This window comes from Halorubrum sp. PV6, from assembly GCF_003990725.2.
Taxonomy (GTDB): domain Archaea; phylum Halobacteriota; class Halobacteria; order Halobacteriales; family Haloferacaceae; genus Halorubrum.
The window spans coordinates 1932179-1954509 of record NZ_CP030064.1; the positions used below are offsets into that span (position 1 = coordinate 1932179).

At 68.8% G+C, this 22331-nt stretch carries 26 protein-coding genes; 18 read left to right on the forward strand and 8 right to left on the reverse strand.

From position 1 onward, the window contains the following. Positions 1–39: 39 nt before the first annotated feature. Both DOS48_RS23575 and DOS48_RS23580 read right to left on the reverse strand, forming a co-directional pair. Entirely contained in the window at positions 40–759 is a 720-nt protein-coding gene (locus tag DOS48_RS23575) for a TetR/AcrR family transcriptional regulator (protein WP_127118051.1), read from the reverse strand. A gap of 173 nt (positions 760–932) precedes the next feature. Beyond that, positions 933–1127, reverse strand: coding sequence for a cold-shock protein (locus DOS48_RS23580; RefSeq protein ID WP_004046659.1), 195 nt, complete (start codon positions 1125–1127; stop codon positions 933–935). A gap of 259 nt (positions 1128–1386) precedes the next feature. Here DOS48_RS23580 and sdhC point away from each other — a divergent pair, with 259 nt between their 5' ends. From sdhC to DOS48_RS23610, 6 genes are all read left to right on the forward strand, one after another. Then, the gene (gene sdhC / locus DOS48_RS23585; protein ID WP_127118052.1) at positions 1387–1812 is read left to right on the forward strand and encodes a succinate dehydrogenase, cytochrome b556 subunit; all 426 of its coding nucleotides are present in this window, start codon (positions 1387–1389) and stop codon (positions 1810–1812) included. Between the two features lies 1 nt (position 1813). Next, positions 1814–2188 carry a succinate dehydrogenase gene (locus tag DOS48_RS23590; protein ID WP_127118053.1) on the forward strand — a complete coding sequence of 125 codons (375 nt, stop codon included), beginning with the start codon at positions 1814–1816 and terminating at the stop codon, positions 2186–2188. Between the two features lie 3 nt (positions 2189–2191). Continuing rightward, a complete protein-coding gene (locus DOS48_RS23595; protein ID WP_127118054.1) occupies positions 2192–3082 on the forward strand; it encodes a succinate dehydrogenase/fumarate reductase iron-sulfur subunit in 891 nt (296 codons plus the stop codon). Positions 3083–3136: 54 nt separating this feature from the next. Continuing rightward, positions 3137–4966, forward strand: coding sequence for an FAD-binding protein (locus DOS48_RS23600; RefSeq protein ID WP_127118055.1), 1830 nt, complete (start codon positions 3137–3139; stop codon positions 4964–4966). 211 nt (positions 4967–5177) lie between these two features. Next, entirely contained in the window at positions 5178–5405 is a 228-nt protein-coding gene (locus DOS48_RS23605; RefSeq protein ID WP_127118056.1) for a TrmB family transcriptional regulator, read from the forward strand. Between the two features lie 82 nt (positions 5406–5487). Further along, complete coding sequence (locus DOS48_RS23610; RefSeq protein ID WP_127118057.1) at positions 5488–6123, forward strand: uracil-DNA glycosylase family protein; 636 nt, start codon at positions 5488–5490, stop codon at positions 6121–6123. Between the two features lie 6 nt (positions 6124–6129). On the opposite strand, the gene DOS48_RS23615 is transcribed toward DOS48_RS23610, so the two are convergent. Further along, positions 6130–7329: an NAD-binding protein gene (locus tag DOS48_RS23615; RefSeq protein WP_127118058.1), complete on the reverse strand. Its 1200-nt coding sequence runs from the start codon at positions 7327–7329 to the stop codon at positions 6130–6132. A 141-nt stretch (positions 7330–7470) separates the two neighbouring features. Between DOS48_RS23615 and DOS48_RS23620 the strand changes: the two genes are divergently transcribed. The 6 genes from DOS48_RS23620 (at position 7471) to DOS48_RS23645 (ending at position 11900) form a co-directional block, all read left to right on the forward strand. After that, positions 7471–8733: a potassium channel family protein gene (locus DOS48_RS23620; RefSeq protein WP_127118059.1), complete on the forward strand. Its 1263-nt coding sequence runs from the start codon at positions 7471–7473 to the stop codon at positions 8731–8733. Then, positions 8730–9998 carry a TrkA C-terminal domain-containing protein gene (locus DOS48_RS23625; RefSeq protein WP_127118060.1) on the forward strand — a complete coding sequence of 423 codons (1269 nt, stop codon included), beginning with the start codon at positions 8730–8732 and terminating at the stop codon, positions 9996–9998. The genes DOS48_RS23620 and DOS48_RS23625 overlap by 4 nt, the downstream gene beginning before the upstream one ends. A 23-nt stretch (positions 9999–10021) precedes the next feature. Beyond that, positions 10022–10318, forward strand: coding sequence for a ubiquitin-like small modifier protein 1 (locus DOS48_RS23630; RefSeq protein ID WP_127118061.1), 297 nt, complete (start codon positions 10022–10024; stop codon positions 10316–10318). 39 nt (positions 10319–10357) lie between these two features. Then, positions 10358–11413: a deoxyhypusine synthase gene (locus DOS48_RS23635; RefSeq protein WP_127118062.1), complete on the forward strand. Its 1056-nt coding sequence runs from the start codon at positions 10358–10360 to the stop codon at positions 11411–11413. A gap of 80 nt (positions 11414–11493) precedes the next feature. Next, complete coding sequence (locus DOS48_RS23640) at positions 11494–11694, forward strand: hypothetical protein (protein WP_127118063.1); 201 nt, start codon at positions 11494–11496, stop codon at positions 11692–11694. After that, complete coding sequence (locus DOS48_RS23645; RefSeq protein WP_127118064.1) at positions 11694–11900, forward strand: hypothetical protein; 207 nt, start codon at positions 11694–11696, stop codon at positions 11898–11900. Before DOS48_RS23640 ends, DOS48_RS23645 begins: the two co-directional genes overlap by 1 nt. 78 nt (positions 11901–11978) lie before the next feature. On the opposite strand, the gene DOS48_RS23650 is transcribed toward DOS48_RS23645, so the two are convergent. From DOS48_RS23650 to DOS48_RS23665, 4 genes are all read right to left on the reverse strand, one after another. Next, positions 11979–12155: a 50S ribosomal protein L37e gene (locus DOS48_RS23650; RefSeq protein ID WP_127118065.1), complete on the reverse strand. Its 177-nt coding sequence runs from the start codon at positions 12153–12155 to the stop codon at positions 11979–11981. After that, positions 12152–12394: an LSM domain-containing protein gene (locus DOS48_RS23655; protein ID WP_095637839.1), complete on the reverse strand. Its 243-nt coding sequence runs from the start codon at positions 12392–12394 to the stop codon at positions 12152–12154. Before DOS48_RS23655 ends, DOS48_RS23650 begins: the two co-directional genes overlap by 4 nt. Positions 12395–12463: 69 nt before the next feature. After that, positions 12464–13759, reverse strand: a complete 1296-nt coding sequence (locus DOS48_RS23660) for a twin-arginine translocation signal domain-containing protein (RefSeq protein WP_127118066.1) — start codon at positions 13757–13759, stop codon at positions 12464–12466. Further along, complete coding sequence (locus DOS48_RS23665) at positions 13756–14421, reverse strand: hypothetical protein (RefSeq protein ID WP_127118067.1); 666 nt, start codon at positions 14419–14421, stop codon at positions 13756–13758. The genes DOS48_RS23660 and DOS48_RS23665 overlap by 4 nt, the downstream gene beginning before the upstream one ends. Before the next feature lie 261 nt (positions 14422–14682). Here DOS48_RS23665 and DOS48_RS23670 point away from each other — a divergent pair, with 261 nt between their 5' ends. Genes DOS48_RS23670 through DOS48_RS23680 form a run of 3 tightly spaced genes read left to right on the forward strand, consistent with a single transcriptional unit; the run spans position 14683 to position 18050 of the window. Further along, positions 14683–16035: a ribonuclease J gene (locus tag DOS48_RS23670; RefSeq protein WP_127118068.1), complete on the forward strand. Its 1353-nt coding sequence runs from the start codon at positions 14683–14685 to the stop codon at positions 16033–16035. Beyond that, positions 16032–17078, forward strand: a complete 1047-nt coding sequence (locus DOS48_RS23675) for a polyprenyl synthetase family protein (RefSeq protein WP_127118069.1) — start codon at positions 16032–16034, stop codon at positions 17076–17078. The genes DOS48_RS23670 and DOS48_RS23675 overlap by 4 nt, the downstream gene beginning before the upstream one ends. Before the next feature lie 45 nt (positions 17079–17123). Next, a complete protein-coding gene (locus tag DOS48_RS23680; protein WP_127118070.1) occupies positions 17124–18050 on the forward strand; it encodes a DMT family transporter in 927 nt (308 codons plus the stop codon). A 14-nt stretch (positions 18051–18064) separates the two neighbouring features. Here DOS48_RS23680 and DOS48_RS23685 read toward each other — a convergent pair whose 3' ends face one another. After that, positions 18065–18532 (reverse strand): peroxiredoxin, encoded by a 468-nt coding sequence (locus DOS48_RS23685; protein WP_127118071.1) that lies wholly within the window; start codon positions 18530–18532, stop codon positions 18065–18067. A gap of 79 nt (positions 18533–18611) precedes the next feature. Between DOS48_RS23685 and DOS48_RS23690 the strand changes: the two genes are divergently transcribed. Genes DOS48_RS23690 through DOS48_RS23700 form a run of 3 tightly spaced genes read left to right on the forward strand, consistent with a single transcriptional unit; the run spans position 18612 to position 22301 of the window. Next, on the forward strand, positions 18612–20786 hold the full coding sequence (locus DOS48_RS23690) for a histidine kinase N-terminal 7TM domain-containing protein (protein WP_127118072.1): 2175 nt from the start codon (positions 18612–18614) through the stop codon (positions 20784–20786). A gap of 55 nt (positions 20787–20841) precedes the next feature. After that, positions 20842–21750, forward strand: a complete 909-nt coding sequence (gene map, locus DOS48_RS23695; RefSeq protein WP_127118073.1) for a type II methionyl aminopeptidase — start codon at positions 20842–20844, stop codon at positions 21748–21750. Continuing rightward, positions 21750–22301, forward strand: a complete 552-nt coding sequence (locus DOS48_RS23700; RefSeq protein ID WP_127118074.1) for an HIT domain-containing protein — start codon at positions 21750–21752, stop codon at positions 22299–22301. Before map ends, DOS48_RS23700 begins: the two co-directional genes overlap by 1 nt. Positions 22302–22331 lie beyond the last annotated feature (30 nt).

Genomic DNA, 22331 nt, shown 5'->3' on the forward strand with positions numbered 1-22331 from the left:
CTCGGGCGACGCGGGTGCGCCGAGAACTCGGAGCGCGGGTCATTCGTCGTCTTCCGGGGCCATCGCGGCGATGCCGGCTTCGAGCGACGGCGGTTCGACGCCCGGCGCGAGTAGCGGTTCGACGATGCGGTGGAGCGCCGCCTCCGCGACGGCTCGCGTGTACGTCGGCTCGGGCGGGTCACAGTCGGTTCGGCTCGCCGACGACTCGTCGCCGGCGTCGCCGTCGGTTCCGCCCATCTCCCGGCTCAGCGTGATCTGTCGCGTCCGCGCGCCGTCGAGGGTCGCGACGAGCAGGGCCGCCGTCTCCTCGGCGTCGACGTCGCGGAACGCGCCCGCCTCGATGCCCGATTCGAGGATGTCGACGACGGTCCCGCGAAGCAGGCGGTCGCTCCGGGCGAGCTGTTCGCGGATCGGCTCGTTGAACGGGCCCTGCGTCCGGAGTTCGAGGAGGGCGATGTGGAACGCCTCGCGGTCGACCGCCCCCGGCTCGAAGACGAACCAGCCGATGAACCCCGCGAGGCGCTCGGCGGGCGGCTCCGACGCGTGGGCGGCGATCCGCGCTTCGGAGTCCGTGATGACGTGATCGAGGAACGCGACGAGCAGCGCCTCCTTCGTGTCGTAGTGGTAGTGGAGCAGCGACTTGCTCTTCGAGCACTCGTCGGCGATGTCCTGCATCGTCAGGTCGGCGTAGCCGTGGGCGCGGAGCGCGCGATAGACTCCCTCCATGATCTCTCCGGACGCGCTCGGCTGGTCACTCATTGACTGACTGGTCAGTCAGCAATCGATAAATTCCTGACGGTCGGCGGAGTCGACGGTCGAGTACTCGACCGCCGGACCGCTCGGCCGACCCGCCCACCGCGCTCGACGGCGCAGCGGCTCAGGGAGTTAGAACAGTCGAAAAGCCGATACAACCCTGAACGTCGTCGCCGGAGTTACAGGCGGGTAACGTTCGTCGCGCGCGGACCCTTGTCCGCTTCCTCAATGTCGAACTCGACTTCCTGACCCTCTTCGAGGTCCGGGCCGCCGACGTCCTCCATGTGGAAGAACACGTCCTCGTCCGCGTCGTCAGTCTCGATGAATCCGTAGCCGCCAGTGTCGTTGAAGAAGTCAACTTCGCCTTTCGCCATTGCAACTGTACGAGAGAGTGGACGCCATAAAAGGCTTCCGCGAGCGGTACGAGCGTGGGTATGATACGCATGATCGCCGGGAGCGGGCCCGCCGAGGCGGCGGTTTCGAGGCGCAGATCGTGGCCGGTCTGTTGCTCGTCGGGGGCCGTGACCACGACGGGAATACGTCGGTGCGAGCGCGGGACGAGCGCGAGGCGACTCCCCGCACGCTCCGCCACGTTAGTAACTACTATACCACCCCAGTGCGGAACCGTTAGGTATGAGTCAGTCGTACAATCGAGGCCTCATCGAGGACTTCAGCCGTTGGCGGGAGTTCGAGGCGGGTATGTGGGCCTGGATCTTTCATAAGTTCACGGGGTGGGTGCTCATCGGGTACCTGTTCACCCACATCGCCGTGTTGAGTACCGCGATTCCAGCAGCCGGGGCGAGCGAGGCCGCGATGATGGCCGGCAACGACGTGTACACACAGACCATCGTCAGCCTCGAAGGGCTGCTCTTGGTTCGGCTCTTGGAGGTCGGGCTCCTCGCGGTCGCCGTGTTCCACATGCTCAACGGCACCCGGCTCCTCCTCGTCGATCTCGGAGTCGGACTGGACGCACAGGACAAGAGTTTCTACGCGTCGCTGCTCCTGACCGGAGCGATCACCGTCGCGTCCGTGCCGACCTTTATCGCGGGGGCGTTCTGAGATGGCCGAACGCTACTCCTCGTTCCAGTCGGGCGGTCGCATGTGGCTGCTACAGCGCGTGACGGCGGCGTTCCTGCTCGTCGTGTTAGCGTTCCACTTCTTCCTGCTCCACTTCGTCCACCACGCCGACGAGGTGTCGTTCCTCGCCAGTTCGGGCCGGATGGAGCAGTTGAGCTACTACTCGCTGATGGTGCTGTTCCTCGTGACGGCGACGTTCCACGGGGTCAACGGCGTCTACAACGCCCTCGTCAACCAAGGGCTGACCGGCACCAAGCGAACGGTCATCAAGTGGACGCTCGTGGCCGCGAGCGTCGTGCTGCTGTTCCAGGGGATTCGGACGGCGAACGCGTGGGCGGGCGGCTTCCCACTGCTCTGAACTATGAGTACGCAGACACCAACCCAGATCGAGGAATCGAGCGAGACCGAAACCGAGGCCGAGGTCGCCTCGAAGGGCGACGAGCGCCGCGCAGAGAAGCGACGGCGGGCGGCCGAAGACCGCGCGCGCAGACAGGTCGAGGAGGCCGAGCAGGCCGCCGCAGATGAGGAGACGATCGAGCTGAAAGTGTTCCGGTACGACCCCGAAATCGAGGGGAAACAGGAGCCGCGGTTCGACACGTTCCACGTCCCGTTCACCAAGGGGATGACCGTCCTCGACGCGCTGATGTACTCGCGGGACACGTACGACTCCTCGCTCACCTTCCGGCACTCCTGCCGGCAGGCCGTCTGCGGGTCCGACGCGATGTTCGTCAACGGCGGTCAGAAGCTGGCGTGTAAAACGCAGATATCGGAGCTCGAAGAGCCGATCAGAGTCGAGCCGCTCCCGCACGCCGAGGTCCGGAAAGACCTCGTCGTCGACATGGAGCACTTCTACGACCAGATGGAGGCCGTCGAGCCGTACTTCCAGACGAACGAGTACCCCGACGGCGAACTCGAAGAGCAGCGACAGACGCGGGAGAACCGCGAGAAGGTCAAGATGTCGACCCGGTGTATCTGGTGTGGCGCGTGTATGTCCTCGTGTAACATCGCCGCCGGCGACAACGAGTACCTCGGGCCCGCCGCGATCAACAAGGCCTACCGGTTCGCGATGGACGAACGCGAGGGCGAGGACATCAAACAGAAGCGACTCGAAATCATCGAGCAGGAACACGGCGTCTGGCGGTGTCAGACCCAGTTCTCCTGTACCGAGGTGTGCCCGAAGGACATCCCACTCACCGAGCACATCCAGGAGCTCAAACGCGAAGCGGTCAAGAACAACCTGAAGTTCTGGTAGCGACAGGAGACACGCTCAAGGGCATTCAGGACCAACCGAATATCATACCCAACAATGCACGAACACGACGTTATCGTTGTCGGCGCCGGGGGGGCGGGACTCCGGGCGGCGATTGCGGCACAGGAAGCCGGGGCCGACGTGGCCATCGTCTCGAAACTGCACCCGGTCCGCTCGCACACGGGCGCGGCCGAGGGCGGCATCAACGCGGCGCTGCGCGACGCCGACTCCTGGGAAGACCACGCCTACGACACGATGAAGGGGTCGGACTACCTCGGCGACGCGCCGGCGGTCGAGGCCCTCTGTCAGGAGAGCCCCGAAGAGGTCATCCAACTTGAGCACTGGGGAATGCCCTTCTCCCGCGAGGACGACGGGCGCGTCTCCCAGCGGCCGTTCGGCGGGCTCTCGTTCCCCCGGACCACCTACGCCGGCGCCGAGACCGGCCACCAGATGCTCCACACGATGTACGAGCAGGTGGTCAAACGCGGAATCACGGTGTACGACGAGTGGCACGTGATGGATCTCGCCGTCACCGACGAGGAGGACCCCGCCGAGCGGACCTGCCACGGTGTCGTCGCCTACGACATCCAGAGCGGCGAAGTGAGCGGATTCCGCGCCGAGAACGGCGTCATCCTCGCGACGGGCGGGATGGGACAGGTGTTCGACCACACCACGAACGCGGTCGCGAACACCGGCGACGGCGTCGCGATGGCCTACCGCGCCGGCGTCCCGATGGAGGACATGGAGTTCATCCAGTTCCACCCGACGACGCTCCCCTCGACGGGCGTGCTGATCTCCGAGGGGGTCCGCGGTGAGGGCGGTATCCTCTACAACAAGGACGGCGAGCGGTTCATGTTCGAACACGGCTACGCGAACAACGACGGCGAGCTCGCCTCCCGCGACGTCGTCTCCCGCGCCGAGTTGACCGAGGTCAACGAGGGGCGCGGCATCGAAGACGAGTACGTCCACCTCGACATGCGCCACCTCGGCGAGGAGCGCATCCTCGACCGACTGGAGAACATCCTCCACCTCGCGGAGGACTTCGAGGGCGCCGACGGGCTCACGGAGCCGATGCCGGTCAAGCCCGGCCAGCACTACGCGATGGGCGGCATCGAGACGAACGAGTTCGGTGAGACGGCGATCGGCGGCCTCTACGCCGCCGGCGAGTGCGCCTGCGCGTCGGTCCACGGCGCCAATCGCCTCGGCGGGAACGCCCTGCCGGAGCTCATCGTCTTCGGGAAGCGCGCCGGCCGTCACGCGGCGGGCGAGGAGATGGGCGAAGCCGAGATATCGACCGGGAAGGAGGGCGAGTGGGAGCCCGCCGACTACGAGTTCAGCGTCGAGGTCGGAGAGACCGGCGGGCAGGGCCCCGCTGCGGCCGACGGCGGCGCGGTGGCGACAGACCCCGACGGCGTCCTCAAGGCGGAGGTCGAGCGCGCGAAGGCGCGCGTCGACGAACTGCTCGCCCGGAAGGGCCGCAACCACGCCGAGATCCGGTCTGCGGTCCAAGAGACCATGACCGCGAACGTCAACGTGTTCCGCGAGGAGGGGCGACTCGACGAGACCCTCGAAGACCTCCGCGACGCCCGCGAGGCGTACAAGGACGTGGCAGTCTCCGACCCGTCGCGAACGTTCAACACCGATCTCATCCACACGATGGAGACGCGGAACATCCTCGACATCGCCGAGGCGCTCACGATGGGCGCGCTCGCTCGCGAGGAGTTCCGCGGCGCCCACTGGCGCAAGCAACACCAGGAGCGGAAAGACGAGAGCTGGCTGAAACACACCCTCGTCTCGTGGAACGACGGCAAGCCGGAGCTGTGGTACAAGCCGACGATCCTCGAAGGCGAAAACAAGACGTACGAGCCGAAGAGCCGTTCGTACTGACCGCAGATCCGATCACGAACGATCCGGATCGTTCACGATTTCCTATCCGTCGTCGGTCGAAAGCACACCGCGTTAGACGACGACAGCGCAACGCATCCGTCGCGTAAGTCGCCGTCTGCTGGCGTCTCCGCCCTGCTTTCCCGTGTCGAGCCAGTTTCGACGATCGTTGAATAGGGGATTTATTATCGTCGAACGCTATCGATCGAGTAAGATGTTAGAGACAGAGACCGCACGCACCGCGGCGCCGGCCCTGCCGCCGGAGCTGCAGTCTCCCCGCGCAAAACTCGTGTACTTGTACCTGACGACGAATGGCGACGCGACCGTCTCGGAAATGGGCGACTCGCTGGGGATGAAGAAGCTGTCGCTGTACAGCATTCTGAAGACGCTCCGCAAAGAGGACATGGTCGCCTGCGACGGCGACACCTACGCGCTGAACTGAACTCGACGACGACTCGTCCCGTTTTTGCCTCCCGCTGCCCCCTGAGCGGAGCGTTTACCAGCCCGCGGGACTCAGCGATACCGTGGACGCGAACCAGGACATACTCCGAAACCCGTTCGGGATGGACGCCGACTGCGAGAACTGCGCCGAGCTGTGCGCCGCTCGCGAGCAGGTCGTTCACGGGTACGGCGACGTGGGCGGCGAGTTCCTCGTCGTCGGCACGCGCCCCAGCGCGGCGGCGGCGACGAACGGCGTTCCCTTCACCGGAGCAGGTACCGGCGAGCGAGTACAGTCGATATTCGCCGACCTCGGCTTCGTGCGGTCGGCGCCGGACGTGGCGGAACCCGACGTACAGAACATTTTTTTCACGAATCTGACGCGGTGTCGGCACCCCGAACGCGAGCCGACGGCCCAGGAGGTCGACACCTGCGAGCCGTTCCTCAACGCGGAGATCCGGATGATCAACCCGCAGATCATCGTGCCCGTCGGCGAGCGACCGCTTCGCGAACTCGCCGTGGCGTACACCACTCGGCGGCCGGACTCGTTCGACATCAACGCCGAACACGCGACGACGATCCGCGGTCGGGGGTTCGAGTTGGTTCCGATGAAAGCGCCGGCGGAGATGACCGACGAGGACGCCGACGCGTTCCGCGATCACATGCGCGAGAACGTGTTGAGTCGGGATTACCGGCAGACGAAAGGGCGACAGAGTCGCTGAACGGCGTCAGTCGGCCGAGTCGTCGAGTTCCGCTACGTCGTCGATCGCGTCCCCGAGCAGGTCGGTGGTCGCGTCGCCGCTGTCCGCGCCGAACGCGCAGTCGATGAGGATGTGTCCGCCGAGCGTCGTCGGCGAGATGACTTGGTCCGCGCCGGCCCGCCGGAGTTTGTTGAGGTTCTCGCGCTGTGTCACCGCCGCGACGATGCGGCCGTCCGGGTTGAGCTGTCTGGCGGTGAGGATCGCGAGCGCGTCTCGCGCGTCGTCTTCGGTCGCGACGACGACCGCGCGGGCGCCCTGGAGGTTGACTCGTTCGAGGGGTTCGACGTCGCTGGGGTCGGCGGTGAGCACCGGCACGTCGGCGTCCGAGAGCCGCTGTGCGGCGGTCTGATCGGTCGTGACGACGGCGTACTGAACGCCGTCGCGGGCGTCGAGTTCTTCGAGAATCGGTTCCGTCAGGTCCCCGTACCCGAGAACGAGGACGTGGTCGTCGAGGAGGTCGATCTGTTTGTCGGTCATCTTTCCGAGTGCTTTGGAGAGTTGCGCCTCGATTGCGGGCGTGAGGAGGACACCGAGCGCGACGGCGAACGCCGCGACGTTCATCACGAGCGACGAGAGCACGAACAGCTTGGCGATGTCGGCCGTCGCGCCGGTGACGGGAGTCACGTCGCCGTACCCGACGGTGGAGGCCGTGACGACGGTGAAGTAGAACGCGTCGACGATGGTCTCGACGCCGTTGAACTGCTCGCGGAGCGCATACGTCCCGACCGTCCCGTACGAGATGGCGGTCACGAGGGCGGCGCCCGCGGCGAGTTGCGTCGGCGACGGCGAGAAATTCCTGTCGAAGCGTTGCCGGTTGTACACCAACGCCGGCATCGAGAGCAGCGACAGCGCGACCAGCGGAAACGACAGCACCGACGTCTGCATCAGGCCCTGAATCGCCGTCAGCGGCAGCAGAACCGCCGTGGAGTACCAGCCGACGCGGTAGCCGTTCCGGAGCGCGAAGCCGCTTCCGAGCATCGAGAAGCCGGTTATCGTCCCGGTGAACCCGACGGTCTGGCGAACGACCAGGGGGACGTACGGTTCGAGGGGGCCGTTGACCCCGAGCCCGCCGATCTGCGCGAGTCCGGCGAGGATCGAGAGGATCGCCACCGCGAACGTCAGGGCGATAGACGCCCGGACGGTCACCCAGTCGCGGGTCAGCTCCATGGGCGTTCGTGGCCGACGCCCGACTTAAACCTCGCGAGCGACGGCGACCGCCGCTCGCGGGGGCGGACGCCGCGCGGCGAGCGGGGCACACACCTCGTGAGGCGTCGAAATATGTTTATATGTGCCGTCGGTTGACTGGTTATGTCACTCCCCGTTGAGATCGCCTTCGGGATCTACCTCGGGATCGTCACCGGGGTTGTCCCCGCGCTCGTGGCAGGGACCCTCGGGTTCGTTTTTAAGTACGTCACCGACGTGACCATCCCCGGTCTCGGGGTGGTCGTCCTGTCGCTCGCGATCGCGGGGATCAACGGCGGCCTGCTCGCGCTCAACGACGAGACGATCCGCTCCTCGGAGCGCGCTCCGGCGGTTCTGACGGCTATCGTCGTGGTGTTGATGCTCTCGCTGTACGCTCACGCGCAGGGCGACCGCCTCGGAAGCAGCGTCCCGAAGCGGATCTCGCTCCAGCGGCTCCGCGACCGCACGCTCTCGACCGACGTGATCGAACTCGTCGGCGGGCGGGGCCGGGTCTCCGTCGAAGTGACCGGCGAGGTGAACGACATGGAGGGGTATCCGCCCCTGCCCGCCGAGACGCGGCAGGCGATCCGCGACGGCGAATGGACCTTCCCGGCCGACCTCCCGCTCACGGAGTTGGAGTCGCGGCTCGCGGAGCGCCTGCAGACCGAGCTCGACTTGGCCGACGCGACGGTCCGGATCGACGAACAGGCGCGCGCGACCGTGGCCGCCGCGCCGCCGACCGGGGCGCTCTCGAAGCGGGTCCCGGAGGGGAAACGCGCGGTGTCGGTCGCCGCGCTCGTGCCGACCGGAATCGCCCGCGGCGACGTGGTCCGCGTGATCGCCTCGGACCTCGACGTGAAGGGAACGGTGCTCGCCGCGCGGTCGAGCGGCGACGTGGACCCGAAAGCAGCCGCGGGGGGCGAGTCGGGGACCGACGACTCCCCGCCGTCCGACGACGCGGTCCGGACCGACGGCGGAACGGTGCCGGTCGCGCCGCCGCCGACGGCAACCGCGCCGACGACGACGGGGGGCGAGGGGCGAGTGACCGTCGCCGTCGACCGCGCCGACGCGACCGCGCTGCTCCGCGCCGAGCGCGGCCGCGTGCTGGTGCTGTCTCGCGGCACCCGTCGCGAGTACGAACTCACGACGCTTCTGCGGCGGGCCGGCAAGCGGTTCCGGAAGGTCTCGGTCGTCGCCGGCGGCCCGTTGGACGGCCACACCATCGGCGACGCCGACGTTCGCGAAGCGTACGACGTCGCCGTCCTCGCGGCACACCACGAGTCGTGGACGATCGCACCGAGCGGGTCGCAGTCGCTGTCGGCCGGCGACGACCTGTTCGTCGTCGGGAGCCGCGACGCCATCGACCGGTTCGCGGAGGTGGCCGCGTGACGCCGACCGTCGCTGCGCTCGTCGACGTCGGCTTCGCGCAACCCCGGCAGGCGGCGGTCACCCTCGCCACGTTCGCCGTCGTCGCCGCGTTGGTCACCGGGAGCGCGGCGCTGGCCTACCGCTGGTACTTCCGCGCGGAGATTCCGGAGGGCGTCGCCGCCCTCCTCGGGGTGGCCGTCGTCGCGCTGTACCTCAACACGACCTCGCTGGGGTCGGTGGCGGCGGGCGACAATCCGACGCTTTTGGCGCCCGAAAGCGTGTTCTTCAACCTCGTCTCGCTCGGCGTCGCGATGGTGATCGCCCCGGTCGGTCGGTACATGGGCGACCGGCTCTCCGTCGACGTGTTCGCGCTCTCGGGGGCGAGGCAACTCGAGGGCGAACTGAGCGGGATGGTACGCGCGGTGGGGCGGTTCACGGCGGTGACGCTCCCCGAGACCGACGAGATCCGCGACATGGACACCTACGACCCCGTCTCGCCGGAGAAGAAGGCGGAGCTCTCCGAGAAGACCCTGCTCTTCCCGCGGAAACTGCCGGTCGCAGACCTCCGCGAACGACTCGTCTCCCGGATCAAATCGGAGTACGGCGTCGGCTACGTCGACGTCGACGTCGACGCCGACGGGACGCTGCAGTACTTCGCCGTCGGCTCCCGCGCCGCGGGGATCGGGCCGACGCTCGCGCCGGGAACCGCGGCGACGGCGGTGGCCGCCGACCCGCCGAACAACGCCACCGCCGGCGACGCGGTACAGCTGTGGCGAGACGACGCAGAAAAGCGGGTCGCCACCGGCGAACTGCGTGGAGTCGCCGGCGACGCCGTCACCGTGGCGCTCGACGAGTCGGACGCCGAGCGGCTGACCGACGAGACTGGGTACCGGCTGGTGACGCTTCCCGCCGAGCCGCGGGCGGACCGGGAGTTCGCCTCGCTGCTCCGGAACGCCGACGAGACGATGGCCGCCGTGACCGTCGCGGCGGGGAGCGCCCTCGACGGGAGCACCGTCGCCGACGTCGACACCGTGGTCGCCGCGGTGCGACCGAACGAGGGGTCGGTCCAGCCGATTCCCTCGGGGACGTACGCGCTCGGCGCCGGCGACCTCGTCTACCTCGTCGGACGGCCGGACGCGATCCGCCGGTTCGAGGCGGCCGCGAGGGTCGCCGAGCCGGACTCGGCGGACGGAGACGGGGGCGGGAACGCACCGGTCGAGGAGGTGACAGAGGGTCATCGCGGCGCCGATTCCGAGCGCGACCCCGACCGGGCGCAACGCTCTTGAGTCGCCCGCGCGGGAGTTCGCGTATGCACTGGAAGCTGTTCGCCGACCTCGCCGAGATCGCCGGGGGCCGCGACATCGACGTGAGCGCGGAGCCCGGCGATACGGTCGGCGACGCCCTCGACGCGCTGTTGACGGCCCACCCGGACCTCCGCGAGCGAGTGCTCGACGACGGCGAGGTCGCCGACCACATCAACGTCCTCCGGAACGGCCGAAACGTCCGCCACGACGGCGGGATGGACGCGACGCTCGAAGCCGGCGACGAGTTGGCGCTGTTCCCGCCGGTGAGCGGGGGCGCGGTCGGGCGGCCGGCCGGCCGCTAAATCGGTCGTTTCAAGCGGTCGCACGCTGCACCTCTCGTCATGAGCGACAGCGACGACGGCCACGAGCAGAGTGACGGCGGCGACCCGCCGCGAGAGGAGTTTCACGAGGACCCCGTCGGCCACACCCGCGCGAGCGCCGGGATGACCGTCGGAGAGTTGGTCGAGGGGTACGGCGACGCCGGCATCGGCGCCGCGTCGGTCAACGAGGCCGGCGACGTGCTCGCGGAGATGTTCGAGAACGACGACTGCACCGTCTTCCTCTCGCTGGCCGGCGCGATGGTGCCGGCGGGGATGCGACGGATCGTCTCCGAACTGATCCGGGACGGCTACGTCGACGCGGTCGTGACGACGGGCGCGAACCTCACCCACGACGCCATCGAAGCCATCGGGGGGAAACACCACCACGGGCGGACGCACGACCCGGAGAAGAGCCTCCGCGAACACGACGAGGGGCTCCGCGACGAGGGCGTCGACCGCATTTATAACGTGTACCTCCCGCAGGAGCATTTCGCGGCCTTCGAGGGCCACCTGCGCGAGGAGGTGTTCCCGCCGCTTGCGGCCGACCCGAACGCCGAGGGGGCCGACCCGGTGGGGATCGCAGACCTCACGCGCGAACTCGGGCGCGCCAACGCTGCGGTCAACGAGCGCGACGACGTGGCCGAAGACCCCGGCGTCGCCGCGGCGGCGTACGAGTGCGACGTGCCGATATACTGCCCCGCGGTGCAAGACTCCGTGCTCGGGCTGCAGGCCTGGATGTACGCCCAGACCGCGGATTTCACGCTCGACGCGTTGACCGACATGACCGAGTTGACCGACCTCGCCTTCGACGCCGACGACGCCGGCTGCCTGCTCGTCGGCGGCGGCGTCCCGAAGAACTTCACGCTCCAGACGATGCTCGTCACGCCGCGAGCGTACGACTACGCGGTCCAGATCACGATGGACCCCGAGGCGACGGGCGGCCTCTCCGGCGCGACCTTAGAGGAGGCGCGTTCCTGGGGGAAGTTGGAGAAGGACGCGCGCAACGCCTCCGTCTACGGCGACGCGACCGTGATGCTCCCGATGCTCGTGGCGGCCGCTCGCGAGCGCGTCGAGTAGCCGCTTAAAAATCACCGGCCGCGGCGACGCGTAATTACATCTAATTAGATTTTTCACCGTGGAGTGGCTTCGAGGAGTCAATGAGCGACTACACCACCATCTCGCTGCGGAAGACGTTCGTCGCGGACGTCGAGGAGTACATCGAAGACGAGCCGTTCGGCTCGGTCAAGGAGTTCGTGAAACACGTGGTGGTCCAAGAGATGGAGTCGAACGACGAGATCAGCGAGGCCGAGGCGCGAAAGATCGGGCAGAAGCTCCGGGACCTGGGGTACATGGAGTGATGGCGGCGAAACGCGCCGTCGAGTCGCCCGAGGGGCTCTCGCGGGCGGACCTCATTCTCGCGTGTATGCCGCTCCTGTTCGCGGGAGGCTACGCGCTCGGCGTCGCCGCGTTCGACGCCTGGACGACCGCGACCGGGCTCGCGGCCGTCGCCGGGTCGCTTCCGATGGTCGACGGGCTGTTCCGGAACCCGCCGCAAGGCGGATGAGCGTCGAGCCGACAGCTAAAAGCGCGGCACTACCGCTAAAGGGGGAAGAAACGCAGCGTCAACAAGCGAGCGCGGTCGTCAGTTATCGCCGTTCTTCGACTGCCAGGCGTAGTCGCGGCGGGACGCCGAGTCGCCGAAGCCGCAGGAGGCGCAGCGCTCTTTTTTGACGTGGTACGATTTCTCGCCGCAGCGGCGGCACTTCACGTGAACCGTCTTGTTCTTTTTCCCTTGAGAGGGCGTTCCGGAGCCGGTCATGCTTTGATGGTGACGACGTTATCGCCGCGTATAATCGTTGTGTCTTCGATTGCGACGGCGAACTCGCCGTCGAGGTCGTCGTCGACGCGGTCGTCGACATCGGACTCCGGCTCGATGACGACGTTCATGTGCTGGTCGTAGCCAGCGAGGATCCCGTAGTACGTCGTTCCGTCCTTCAGGTGAACCGTTACCGGCTCCTCGAGCGACGCTTCGAGCACGTCGAGGGGTCGTCCACTCATTGTCCGTACCGCCGCCCGTCGCGGTAATAAAAATACCGGGACGACGACCTCACGCGTCGGCGACCGCGCTCACTCCAGTCGCTCGCGGACGAACGCGGTCGCGGCCGGCACCGCGTCGGCGTACAGGGCGACGTACCGCAGCCGGGCCTGCGTCCGCCCGGCGTCGGCGTACCCCCGATCGATCGCGTCGGCGGTCCGTTCGAGCGATGTCACCGCCGGCAGGGCGATCCGCGAGGCGAGGCCGTCGCCGCCGTCGACCGCCTCGGCGACGGCCTCGCGCGCTCGCTCCGCCGCCGACCGGAGCGAGGACTCGGACGGCGGTTCGCGGTACCGCCCCTCCTCGATCCCCTCGACGGCCCACCGACGCGCCTCGATGGCGGCGAGCGCGGTGCCGGCCTCGGCCACCGCCTCGGCGTGGTGACCGGCGTCGGACGCCCGCTCGACGTCGCCGACCGCCGTCTCGGCCCGCCGGTGGCTCGCGACCGCTAACTCCTGTGCCACGGTCCCGCTCAGGTCCGCGTCGACCGGCGCCGCCTCGTCGCCGGTTCGCCTCCGCACCTCCGCGCGCGTCCGGCGCACCGAGCCGTCCAGCGCGTCCGCGGCCGCCACCAGCGACGCCCACCGCGGTTCGGGTTCGTCGCGGCTCCCACGGAACGCGTCGCGGAGCCCCGCCGCGTCGGTCGCGGCGGCTCGCGCGCGCTCAACGTCGCCGACCGCGTCGCCGGCCCGGAACGGCGCCGCGACCGGGTCGTCGGGGTACCGGACGGTGGGGCGGAGGTGCCGCTCGCACGCCGCGAGCAGCGACTCGACCGGCTCGTAGGCGAGCGCCGCGGCCGTCGTCGACGGCGCGCGGTACTCCAGGTCGGCGGCGAGCGCCGCCCGGTCCTCGCGGACGGCGCGACGGCGGGCGGCGAGTTCGCTCCCGTCGTCGACGCCCGTGGCCGCCCGGTAGGCGCCGCGGACCGTCGCGGCCTCACCGCGGGCCCGTCGCCGGGCGGAGAGGGCCTCGGTCGGCCACGGGTCGGACGGCTCGGTGGCGGTGCGCTCGGCCGCCCGCTCCCGGTCGTCGGCGATCGCCGCGGCGACCGCCGCGTTCGGGAGCGACGGGTCCGCGGGGACGGCGGCGAGCAGGTCGCGTGCGCGGGACTCGTGGTCCGCGCCGAACGACTCGGGGACGGTCGCCGGGAACGGCGCGGCCGGCCACTCGACCGCGTCGACGAGGTCCGGCGGCACGGAGGCCGCCTCGCCGCGCCGCCCCTCGCCGTCGCCGCCGAGCGGCGAGGTGGAACACCCCGCGACCGCCCCAGCGCCGGCCGTCGCGATGCCGGCGAGGAAGCCGCGGCGCGACGGCGACTCGCGAGTCACGCGTCTTCACCCCCGGAGGCGGCCGATGCGTCGAACGCGTCCGACGCGTTGAACGCGGCCGGCGGGGCGCCGGGCCCGCAGGAGCCGGACATGCGCCGGCCGCTCCCGCGCGACCTGTCGGCGGCGACGGGCATCCGGATCGCGAACCCGACGGTGTGGGTCGCGTCGAGTTCGCAGTCGACGTCGGCCGGCCGGTACGCGCGGCAGAACGCGGCGTGCGGCTGGAGGTCACCCTCGGCCAGCGGGCGTCGCTCGACGCGCACCGACCGGAACCGGACCGCCCGACACGCCTCGATCGGCATCGCGAGCAGGTACACGGACTCGGCGTCGAACTCGGTCTCGGCGCAGAACGACCGCAGCGTCTCGCCGGGGGGCGTCTCCGCGAAGGTGAGGGCCGCGAGGTCGTCTTCGGCGACCAACACGCGCCGCGCGCTGCGGTGCTGCAGCGCTCGCTCGTCGGCAGACAGCGACGGGAGCTCGTCGGCCGCGGTGACCAGCGCGCGGCCGCCCTCGTCGCGGACCGACTCGACCTCGTGGTCGTCGATCGGTCGCTCGCTGCTCGGGTAGCTGTTCGTCGCGGTCTCTCGGCCGGCACAGCCCGTCAGCGCGGCGAGCCCGGCGGCGGCCGCGAGGAGGGCGCGGCGGCGGGGAACGTCTGTCATCGGCGGGCGTTCGGCCGAGCGCCCCAAACGCTTTGTGGGACCCGTCACTCGCTCGGAAGCGATCTGCGGTGTCACGGCCGAACCCCGGTGTTTTTAATGCGGGCGGGAGTACGCCGAGGTACCACACTCCCGCGGGACACGGTGAGCCGACGACGGCTCGGCCGTAGCGGGGCCTCAACGACGCGCGGACAAACGTAGCGCTGACGGCTCCTTGCGGGGTTTCAGTGATGGACGCCAATTACGGCGTTCGACACCACAATCATGGAAATCGAAATTGCGACACTCGGCGGTTACGAAGAGGTCGGTCGACAGATGACGGCGGTGCGAGCGGGCGACGACATCGTCATCTTCGACATGGGCCTGAACCTCAGTAAGGTCCTCATCCACGACAACGTGGAGACCGAGAGCATGCACAGCCTCGACCTGATCGACATGGGCGCCATCCCGGACGACCGCGTCATGAGCGAGCTGGAAGGCGACGTTCAGGCGATCGTCCCCACCCACGGTCACCTCGACCACATCGCGGGCATCCCGAAACTCGCCCACCGGTACGACGCCCCGATTGTCGGATCGCCGTACACGATCGAACTCGTCAAACAGCAGATCTCCGACGAGGGGAAGTTCCAGGTCGACAACGACCTCGTGAAGATGAAGGCGGGCGGGACGATGGCCATCGGCGACTCCGAGCAGGTCGAAATGGAGTTCGTCAACGTCACCCACTCGATCATCGACGCGATCAACCCGGTCCTCCACACGCCCGAAGGCGCCGTCGTCTACGGGCTCGACAAGCGACTGGACCACGACCCCGTCATCGGCGACCCGATCGACATGGAGCGGTTCCGTGAGATCGGCCGCCAGGACGAGGGCGTCCTCTGTTACATCGAGGACTGTACGAACGCCGGCCGGAAGGGCCGAACGCCCTCCGAGTCGTACGCGAAGAAACACGTCGAGGACACGCTCACCTCGATGGAGGACTACTCGGGCGGCATCGTCGCCACCACGTTCTCCTCGCACATCGCTCGCGTGAAGACGCTCGTCGAGTACGCCCGCGAAATCGGCCGTCAGCCGGTTCTGCTCGGCCGCTCGATGGAGAAGTACTCGGGCACCGCCGAACGACTCGACTTCGTCGACTTCCAGGGCGACGTCGGCATGTACGGCCACCGGAAGTCCGTCGACCGCGCGTTCAAGCGCATCATGAAGGAGGGGAAGGGCAACTTCCTCCCCATCGTGACGGGCCACCAGGGCGAGCCGCGCGCGATGTTGACTCGTATGGGCCGCGGCGAGACCCCCTACGAAATTGACGACGGCGACAAGGTCGTCTTCAGCGCGAGTATCATTCCCGAGCCGACCAACGAGGGACAGCGCTACCAGTCCGAACAGCTGCTCCGGATGCAGGGCGCGCGCCTCTACGACGACATCCACGTCTCCGGCCACCTCCGCGAGGAGGGGCACTACGAGATGCTCGACGCGCTGCAGCCGCAGCACCTCATCCCGGCACACCAGACGCTGAAGGGTCGCTCGCCGTACGTCGACCTCGCGAAGTCGCAGGGGTACAAGCTCGGTCGTGACGTCCACGTCACGCAGAACGGCAACGTCATCCAACTCGCCGAATGACGAGCGAGACGAAGGAGGCGCGGGTGCTGGACGCCATCCGCGAGCGGCGTGAACTGATCAACGCCGCTATCGACGAAGAGCTGCCGGTGCAGCACCCGGAGCGCCTCTACGAGGCGACGCGGTACATCCTCGAAGCGGGCGGCAAGCGGCTCCGGCCGACGGTGACGACGCTCGCCGCGGAGGCCGTGACCGGTAACGATCCGATGAGCGTCGACTTCCGCGAGGTCGACGGACTCGACGGCCACACCGTCGACGTGATGCGGGCCGCGGTCGCCATCGAGGTGATCCAGTCGTTCACGCTGATCCACGACGACATCATGGACGAAGACGACCTGCGCCGGGGCGTCCCGGCCGTCCACGAGCAGTACGACACCTCGACGGCGATCCTCGCCGGCGACACGCTGTACTCGAAAGCGTTCGAGTTCATGGCCGAGACGGGCGCGAACCCGGCGAACGGATTGGAAGCGATGCGGATGCTCGCGTCCACCTGCACGGAGATCTGCGAGGGGCAGGCGCTCGACGTCTCCTTCGAGAACCGGGAGGGTATCCTCCCGGAGGAGTACTTGGAGATGGTCGAACTGAAGACGGCGGTCCTCTACGGGGCGTCGGCCGCGACGCCGGCCGTCCTGCTCGGCGCGGACGACGCGGTCGTCGACGCGCTCTATCAGTACGGCATCGACTCCGGGCGGGCGTTCCAGATACAAGACGACGTGCTCGATCTGACCGTCCCCTCCGAGGAGCTGGGCAAGCAGCGCGGGTCAGACCTCGTCGAGGGCAAAGAGACGCTCATCACGCTCCACGCCCGGCAGGAGGGCGTCGACGTCGACGGGTTGGTCGACGCCGACACGCCCGCCGAAGTGACCGAGGAGGCCATCGACGAGGCGGTGGCGGCCTTAGAGGAGGTCGGCTCAATCGCGTACGCCCGCGAGACGGCCGAAGACCTCACCGAACGCTCGAAGGAACACTTAGAGATCCTCCCCGAGAGCGGGTCGCGACAGCTCTTGGCCGACCTCGCCGACTACCTGATCGTCCGCGGCTACTGAACCGAAACGGACACCGCTTTACCCGCCGGCGTGGTCTCTCCGCCCGTGTCCCGGTATCGAAATATCCTCCTGTTCGCCGCGCTCGCGCTGCTTTGGGGCGCCTCGTTCGTCGCCATCGAGGTCGGGTTACAGTACTACCCCCCGTTGCTCTTCGCCGCGTATCGGTTCGATCTGGCCGCGCTGGTCCTCGTGTCGTACGTCCTCGTCATGGAAGCGGGTCCACTCCCCCGGACTCGCGGCGACGCGGCCGCGATCGGATTCAGCGGGGGCCTCTCCGTCGCCGCCAACAACGGCCTGCTCTTCGTCGGCCAGCAGTACACGACGAGCGGGATCGCCTCCATCACGTACAGCCTCGTTCCCATCGCGACGGCGGCGGTCGCGGCCGCCTGGCTCGGTGACGCCGAAATCGACGCGCGCGGCGGGATCGGCGTCGTGTTAGCGTTCGTCGGCGTCGGGCTCGTCGCCCAGCCGGATCCGGGGAACCTCGCCGGCGGCGTCACGATCGGCGTCGGACTCATCTCGATCGGCGTGATCGCGGTCGCGATCGGTAGCGTCGGGCTCCGAACGGTGGAGACGACCTTCTCCAGCGTCGCGCTCACCGGATGGGCGATGCTGTTCGGTGCGCTACTGATCCACGGGTTCAGCCTCGGGCTCGGCGAGCCGCAGCGGCTCCCGTCGACGACGCTCCCGGCGATCGGCTCCCTGTTGTTCCTCGGCGTGCTGGCCTCCGCGGTCGCGTACGTCATCTACTTCACGCTGCTCGCCCGGCTGGGTCCCTTCGAGATCAACCTCGTCTCCTACGTCGTTCCCGTGGTCGCGACCGTGACGGGCGCGCTGCTCCTCGCCGAGCCGGTCACGTCGCTGACGGTCGCCGGCTTCGCGGTGATCGTCGTCGGATTCGGGCTCCTCAAGCGACACGCCATCGCCGACGAGGTGAGGCAGGTCAGAGCGCGGGTCGACGGGCGTCCCTGAGTCGACGGGGCGCGTCAGTCCGTCAGCGACTCGATGTCGTCGAGGATCTCGACCGCGTGGTCCTCGGGCGAGACGCCCTCGTAGGCGAGCACGACGGTCCCCGCCGAGTCGATCACGTACGTGTTCCGGAACACGCCGTCGAACGTGTTCCCGAACATCTGTTTCTCGCCGTAGGAGTCGTAGGCGCCGGCGACCGCGCCGTCCGGGTCGGAGAGGAGCGCGAACGGGAGGTCGTACGCCTCGGCGAACGGCGCGAGGTCCTCGACGGGGTCGTCGCTGATCCCGACGACGGCGATGTCGGCGCCCTCGAACGCGTCCCACTCGTCGCGGAAACTGCAGGCCTCGGTCGTACAGCCCGGCGTGTCGGCGCGGGGGTAAAAGTAGACGACCGTGTAGCGCGCCGCGGACGGGTCGACGGTGGTCTCCGTGCCGCGGTGGTCGGACAGCGTGATCTCGGGTGCCGGATCGCCCGGTTTAAGCATACCTACCGTGGCTTCGCCCCGCTATTAGTCGATCCGGTCCGGTTCCTTTTTACAGGGAAGCAGCCTCTCTCCGGTATCGATGGTGTGGCAACCGACGCCGTACACGCTCCCGTTGCTCGTGGCAGCGTTCGCGTCGTTTGCCTTCGCCGCGTACGCCGTCTGGAACCGCGCGCGCGGCGACCGACGGCTCGTGTGGAGCTTCGTCGCCGTCACGGTCGCGAGCGGCCTCTGGTCGCTGGCGTACGCGGCGCAGCTGTCGGCGGCGACGCTCGCGGGCTCCCTGCTGTGGAATCGTTTCGTGTGGATCGGGGCCGCGGCGCTCACCGTCGCCTGGCCCGCGTTCGTGTTCGCGTACGTCGACTGGACGGCGTGGTTCCGACCAGCCCGGATCGCCGTCCTCGGTCTCGTCCCGGCGACCGTCGTCGGCGCCGTCCTCCTCGCCGGTCCCGACCCGATCTTTTATCAGTCGCCGTCGCTCGCCGACGCGAACGGCTACCGGGTCGTCGAGTTCCTGCCGACGCCGGCGCTCGGCGCGTTCATCGCGTACACGTACGCCGTGAACCTCGGGACGTTCGGCGTGCTGGGGTACGCCGCCCTCGCGAACGACGGCCTGTTCCGCCGGCAGGCCGCGCTGCTTTTGATCGCCGGCGTCGCGCCGATGGCGGCCGGCGTCGCCGGCATCGCCGGGCTGCTCGGCCCGCGGTTCGTCGATCACACGCCGGTCACCTTCGCGGCCACCTCCGGGATACTCGGGTGGGTCGTGTTCCGCTATCGGCTCCTCGATCTGTCGCCGATCGCGCTCGAAACGGTGTTCGCGAACCTCTCCGACGGCGTCGTGGTCGTCGACGACGACGGCCGCGTCGTCGATCTGAACACGCCCGCCCGCCGGCTGTTCCCCTCCGCGGCGGTCGGGAGCGACGTCGAAACGGCGTTCGAGCGCGCGCCGGCCATCGCGGAGCTGGTCTCGGCGGGCGACGACCGGACCGCGAACGAGCCGAACCGCGCCCCCGGATCGGGCATGGAGAACGACCTCAGGGTGACCGTCGGCGACGGGAGCGACTCCTGGTTCCTGACGGTCGCCGCCCATCCGATTTCGACGGCCGGGGCGGGGGTCGGCTTCGGGACGCAGTCCGACGAGGAAGCGGTCGCCGAGTCCGACGGAACCGTGTTGCTGTTCCGCGACATCACCGAGCGGGAGACCCTCCAGCGCCGCTATCGGGCGCTCATCGAGAAGTCCCCGAACGTCATCGCCGTCTGCGGGACCGACGGGCTGCTCCGCTACGTGAGTCCGTCGATCGAGCGCTTGCTCGGCCACTCGCCGGTGGCGATCGAAGGGCGCCCCGTGATCGATCTGGTTCACCCCGACGACCGTCCGGCAGCCCAGCGCGCGTTCGAACGCGCCTTCGAGACCGGCGAGCCGGAGACGCTCGACCACCGGATCGTCCACGCCGACGGGAGTTGGCGCCGGTTCGAGACGGTGGTGGAGTGTCTGTTCGACGACACCGAGGAGCTGGTGATAACCGCCACCGACGTGACCGAGAGCCGGCGGTACGAACAGCGGTTACAGGTCCTCAACCGGGTGCTTCGCCACGATTTAAAAAACGACACGAACGTCATCGCCGGGTATGCGGACCTCCTGCGCGACCACGTGGACGACGAGGGCGAGGAGTACCTCGACGTCATCGACCGGAAGGTGGGGACGCTGACGCACCTCAGCGATCAGGCCCGCGAGATCGACGTGGCCCTCCACAGCGACGACGCCCGCGCCGAGATCGACCTGTCCGTGCTGGTCGAGCGGCTCTGTGAGTCGCTCACGTCGTCGTTCCCGGAGTCGACGGTCACGGTGTCGACGCCCGGCGAGGCCGTCGTGCGCGCCGACGAGCTCTTAGAGTCCGCGATCCGGAACGTGTTGGAGAACGCGGTCGTCCACAACGACAGGGACCAGCCGATAGTCGAGGTCTCCGTCGACCGGGCCGACGAGGGGTATCGCGTCGCCGTCGCGGACAACGGCCCCGGCATTCCGCCGATCGAGCGGAGCGTGTTCTCGGAGGCCCGCGAGACCGCCCTCGAACACGCGAGCGGGCTCGGCCTGTGGCTCGTCCACTGGATCGTCGCCGAGTCCGGGGGCAGGGTGGACATCCACACCCGAGAGCCGACGGGGACGCTCGTCTCGATGTGGCTCCCGGCCGGCGACGGGGCGGCGACCCCGACGGAGCCGAACGGAGCGGAGGCGACCGCGTCGCCGTCCCGGTGACGGCCCGCGACTCCCCTCCGCAACCTCTTTGCGGACGCTCGCCGAACGCGGAGACATGAGTCACGGACCCCTGGACGACGACGCGATCGAGAGTTATCGCGAGGCCGGTGCGGTGTTGGTCGACGCGATGAACGAGGCCCGCGAGATGGTCGAGCCGGGGCGAACCCACCTCGAAGTCGCCGAGTGGGCGGAAGATTACATCCGCGAGGAGGGGGCCGGACTGGCGTTCCCCGTCAACATCAGCGTCGACCCCGAGGCGTCACACGCCACGCCGAGCCGCGACGACGGCACCGAGTTCGGCGAGGAGATGGTGTGTCTCGACATCGGCGTCCACGTCGACGGCTACATCGCGGACGCCGCGGTCACGGTCGATCACACGGGGACGCCCGAGTTGGCCGAGGCCGCCGAGATGGCGCTCGAAGCCGCGGTCGACGAGGCCGGACCGGGCGTCGAGGTCGGGGTCGTCGGGCAGGCGATAGAGGACGTGATCCGCGGGTACGGCTACACCCCCGTGTTAAACCTCTCCGGCCACGGCGTCGAGCGATACGACGCGCACACGGCGCCGACGGTCCCGAACCGCGGCGTCGACCGCTCGGTCGAACTGAAGCCCGGACAGGCGGTCGCCATCGAGCCGTTCGCCACCGACGGCCGCGGCAAGGTCGGCGAGGGGACGACGGAGGAGATCTTCGAGCGCGAGGGCACCGCGAGCGTCCGCGACCGCCGCGCTCGACAGGCGCTCGACGAGATCGAAGCGTTCGACGATCTGCCCTTCGCGGCGCGGTGGCTGGAGGGCGACCGCGCGGAGATGGCCCTGCGCCGACTGAAGCAGGCGAACGCGGTGAAAGGCTACCCCGTTTTAAAGGAGGCCGACGACGCCCTCGTGAGTCAGGCGGAACATACGCTGCTGGTCACCGACGACGGCGTCGAGGTGACGACCGCCGGTATCCACAGCTTCGACGCCTGATGGACCAGATCTACGCGCCGTGGCGGATCGAGTGGGTCGAGCGCGACGCCGACCCGATAGACGGCTGTCCGTTCTGCGTCCTGCCGGACCGCGAGGACGCCCGCGACGCGCGGATCGTCGCCCGCAGCGACCACAACTACGTCCTGTTGAACAACGCGCCGTACAATCCGGGCCACGCGATGGTGATCCCCGACGACCACCGCGAAGACCCCACCGACCTCGACGACGCGACGCTCCTCGATCACGCGAAACTGCAGTCGGCGACGCTGGAAGCGTTGCGCCGCGATATGGACCCCGACGGGGTAAACACCGGGCAGAACCTCGGCGCGTCCGCGGCCGGCGGCTCGATCGACCACCTGCACACCCACGTCGTCCCGCGGTGGAACGGCGACACCAACTTCATGCCGGTCACAGGCAGCACCAAAGTAATCGTGGAGGCGGTCGACCGCACCTACGAGCACCTCCACGAGGGGTTCGCGGCCGGCGACGACGTGGTCGATGCGGGCGACGCCGCGGCCGGCGACGCGGTGCGACTCTCCTTCGATCTCTGAGGCGGCCGCTTTCTTTCGTTATAAACGACG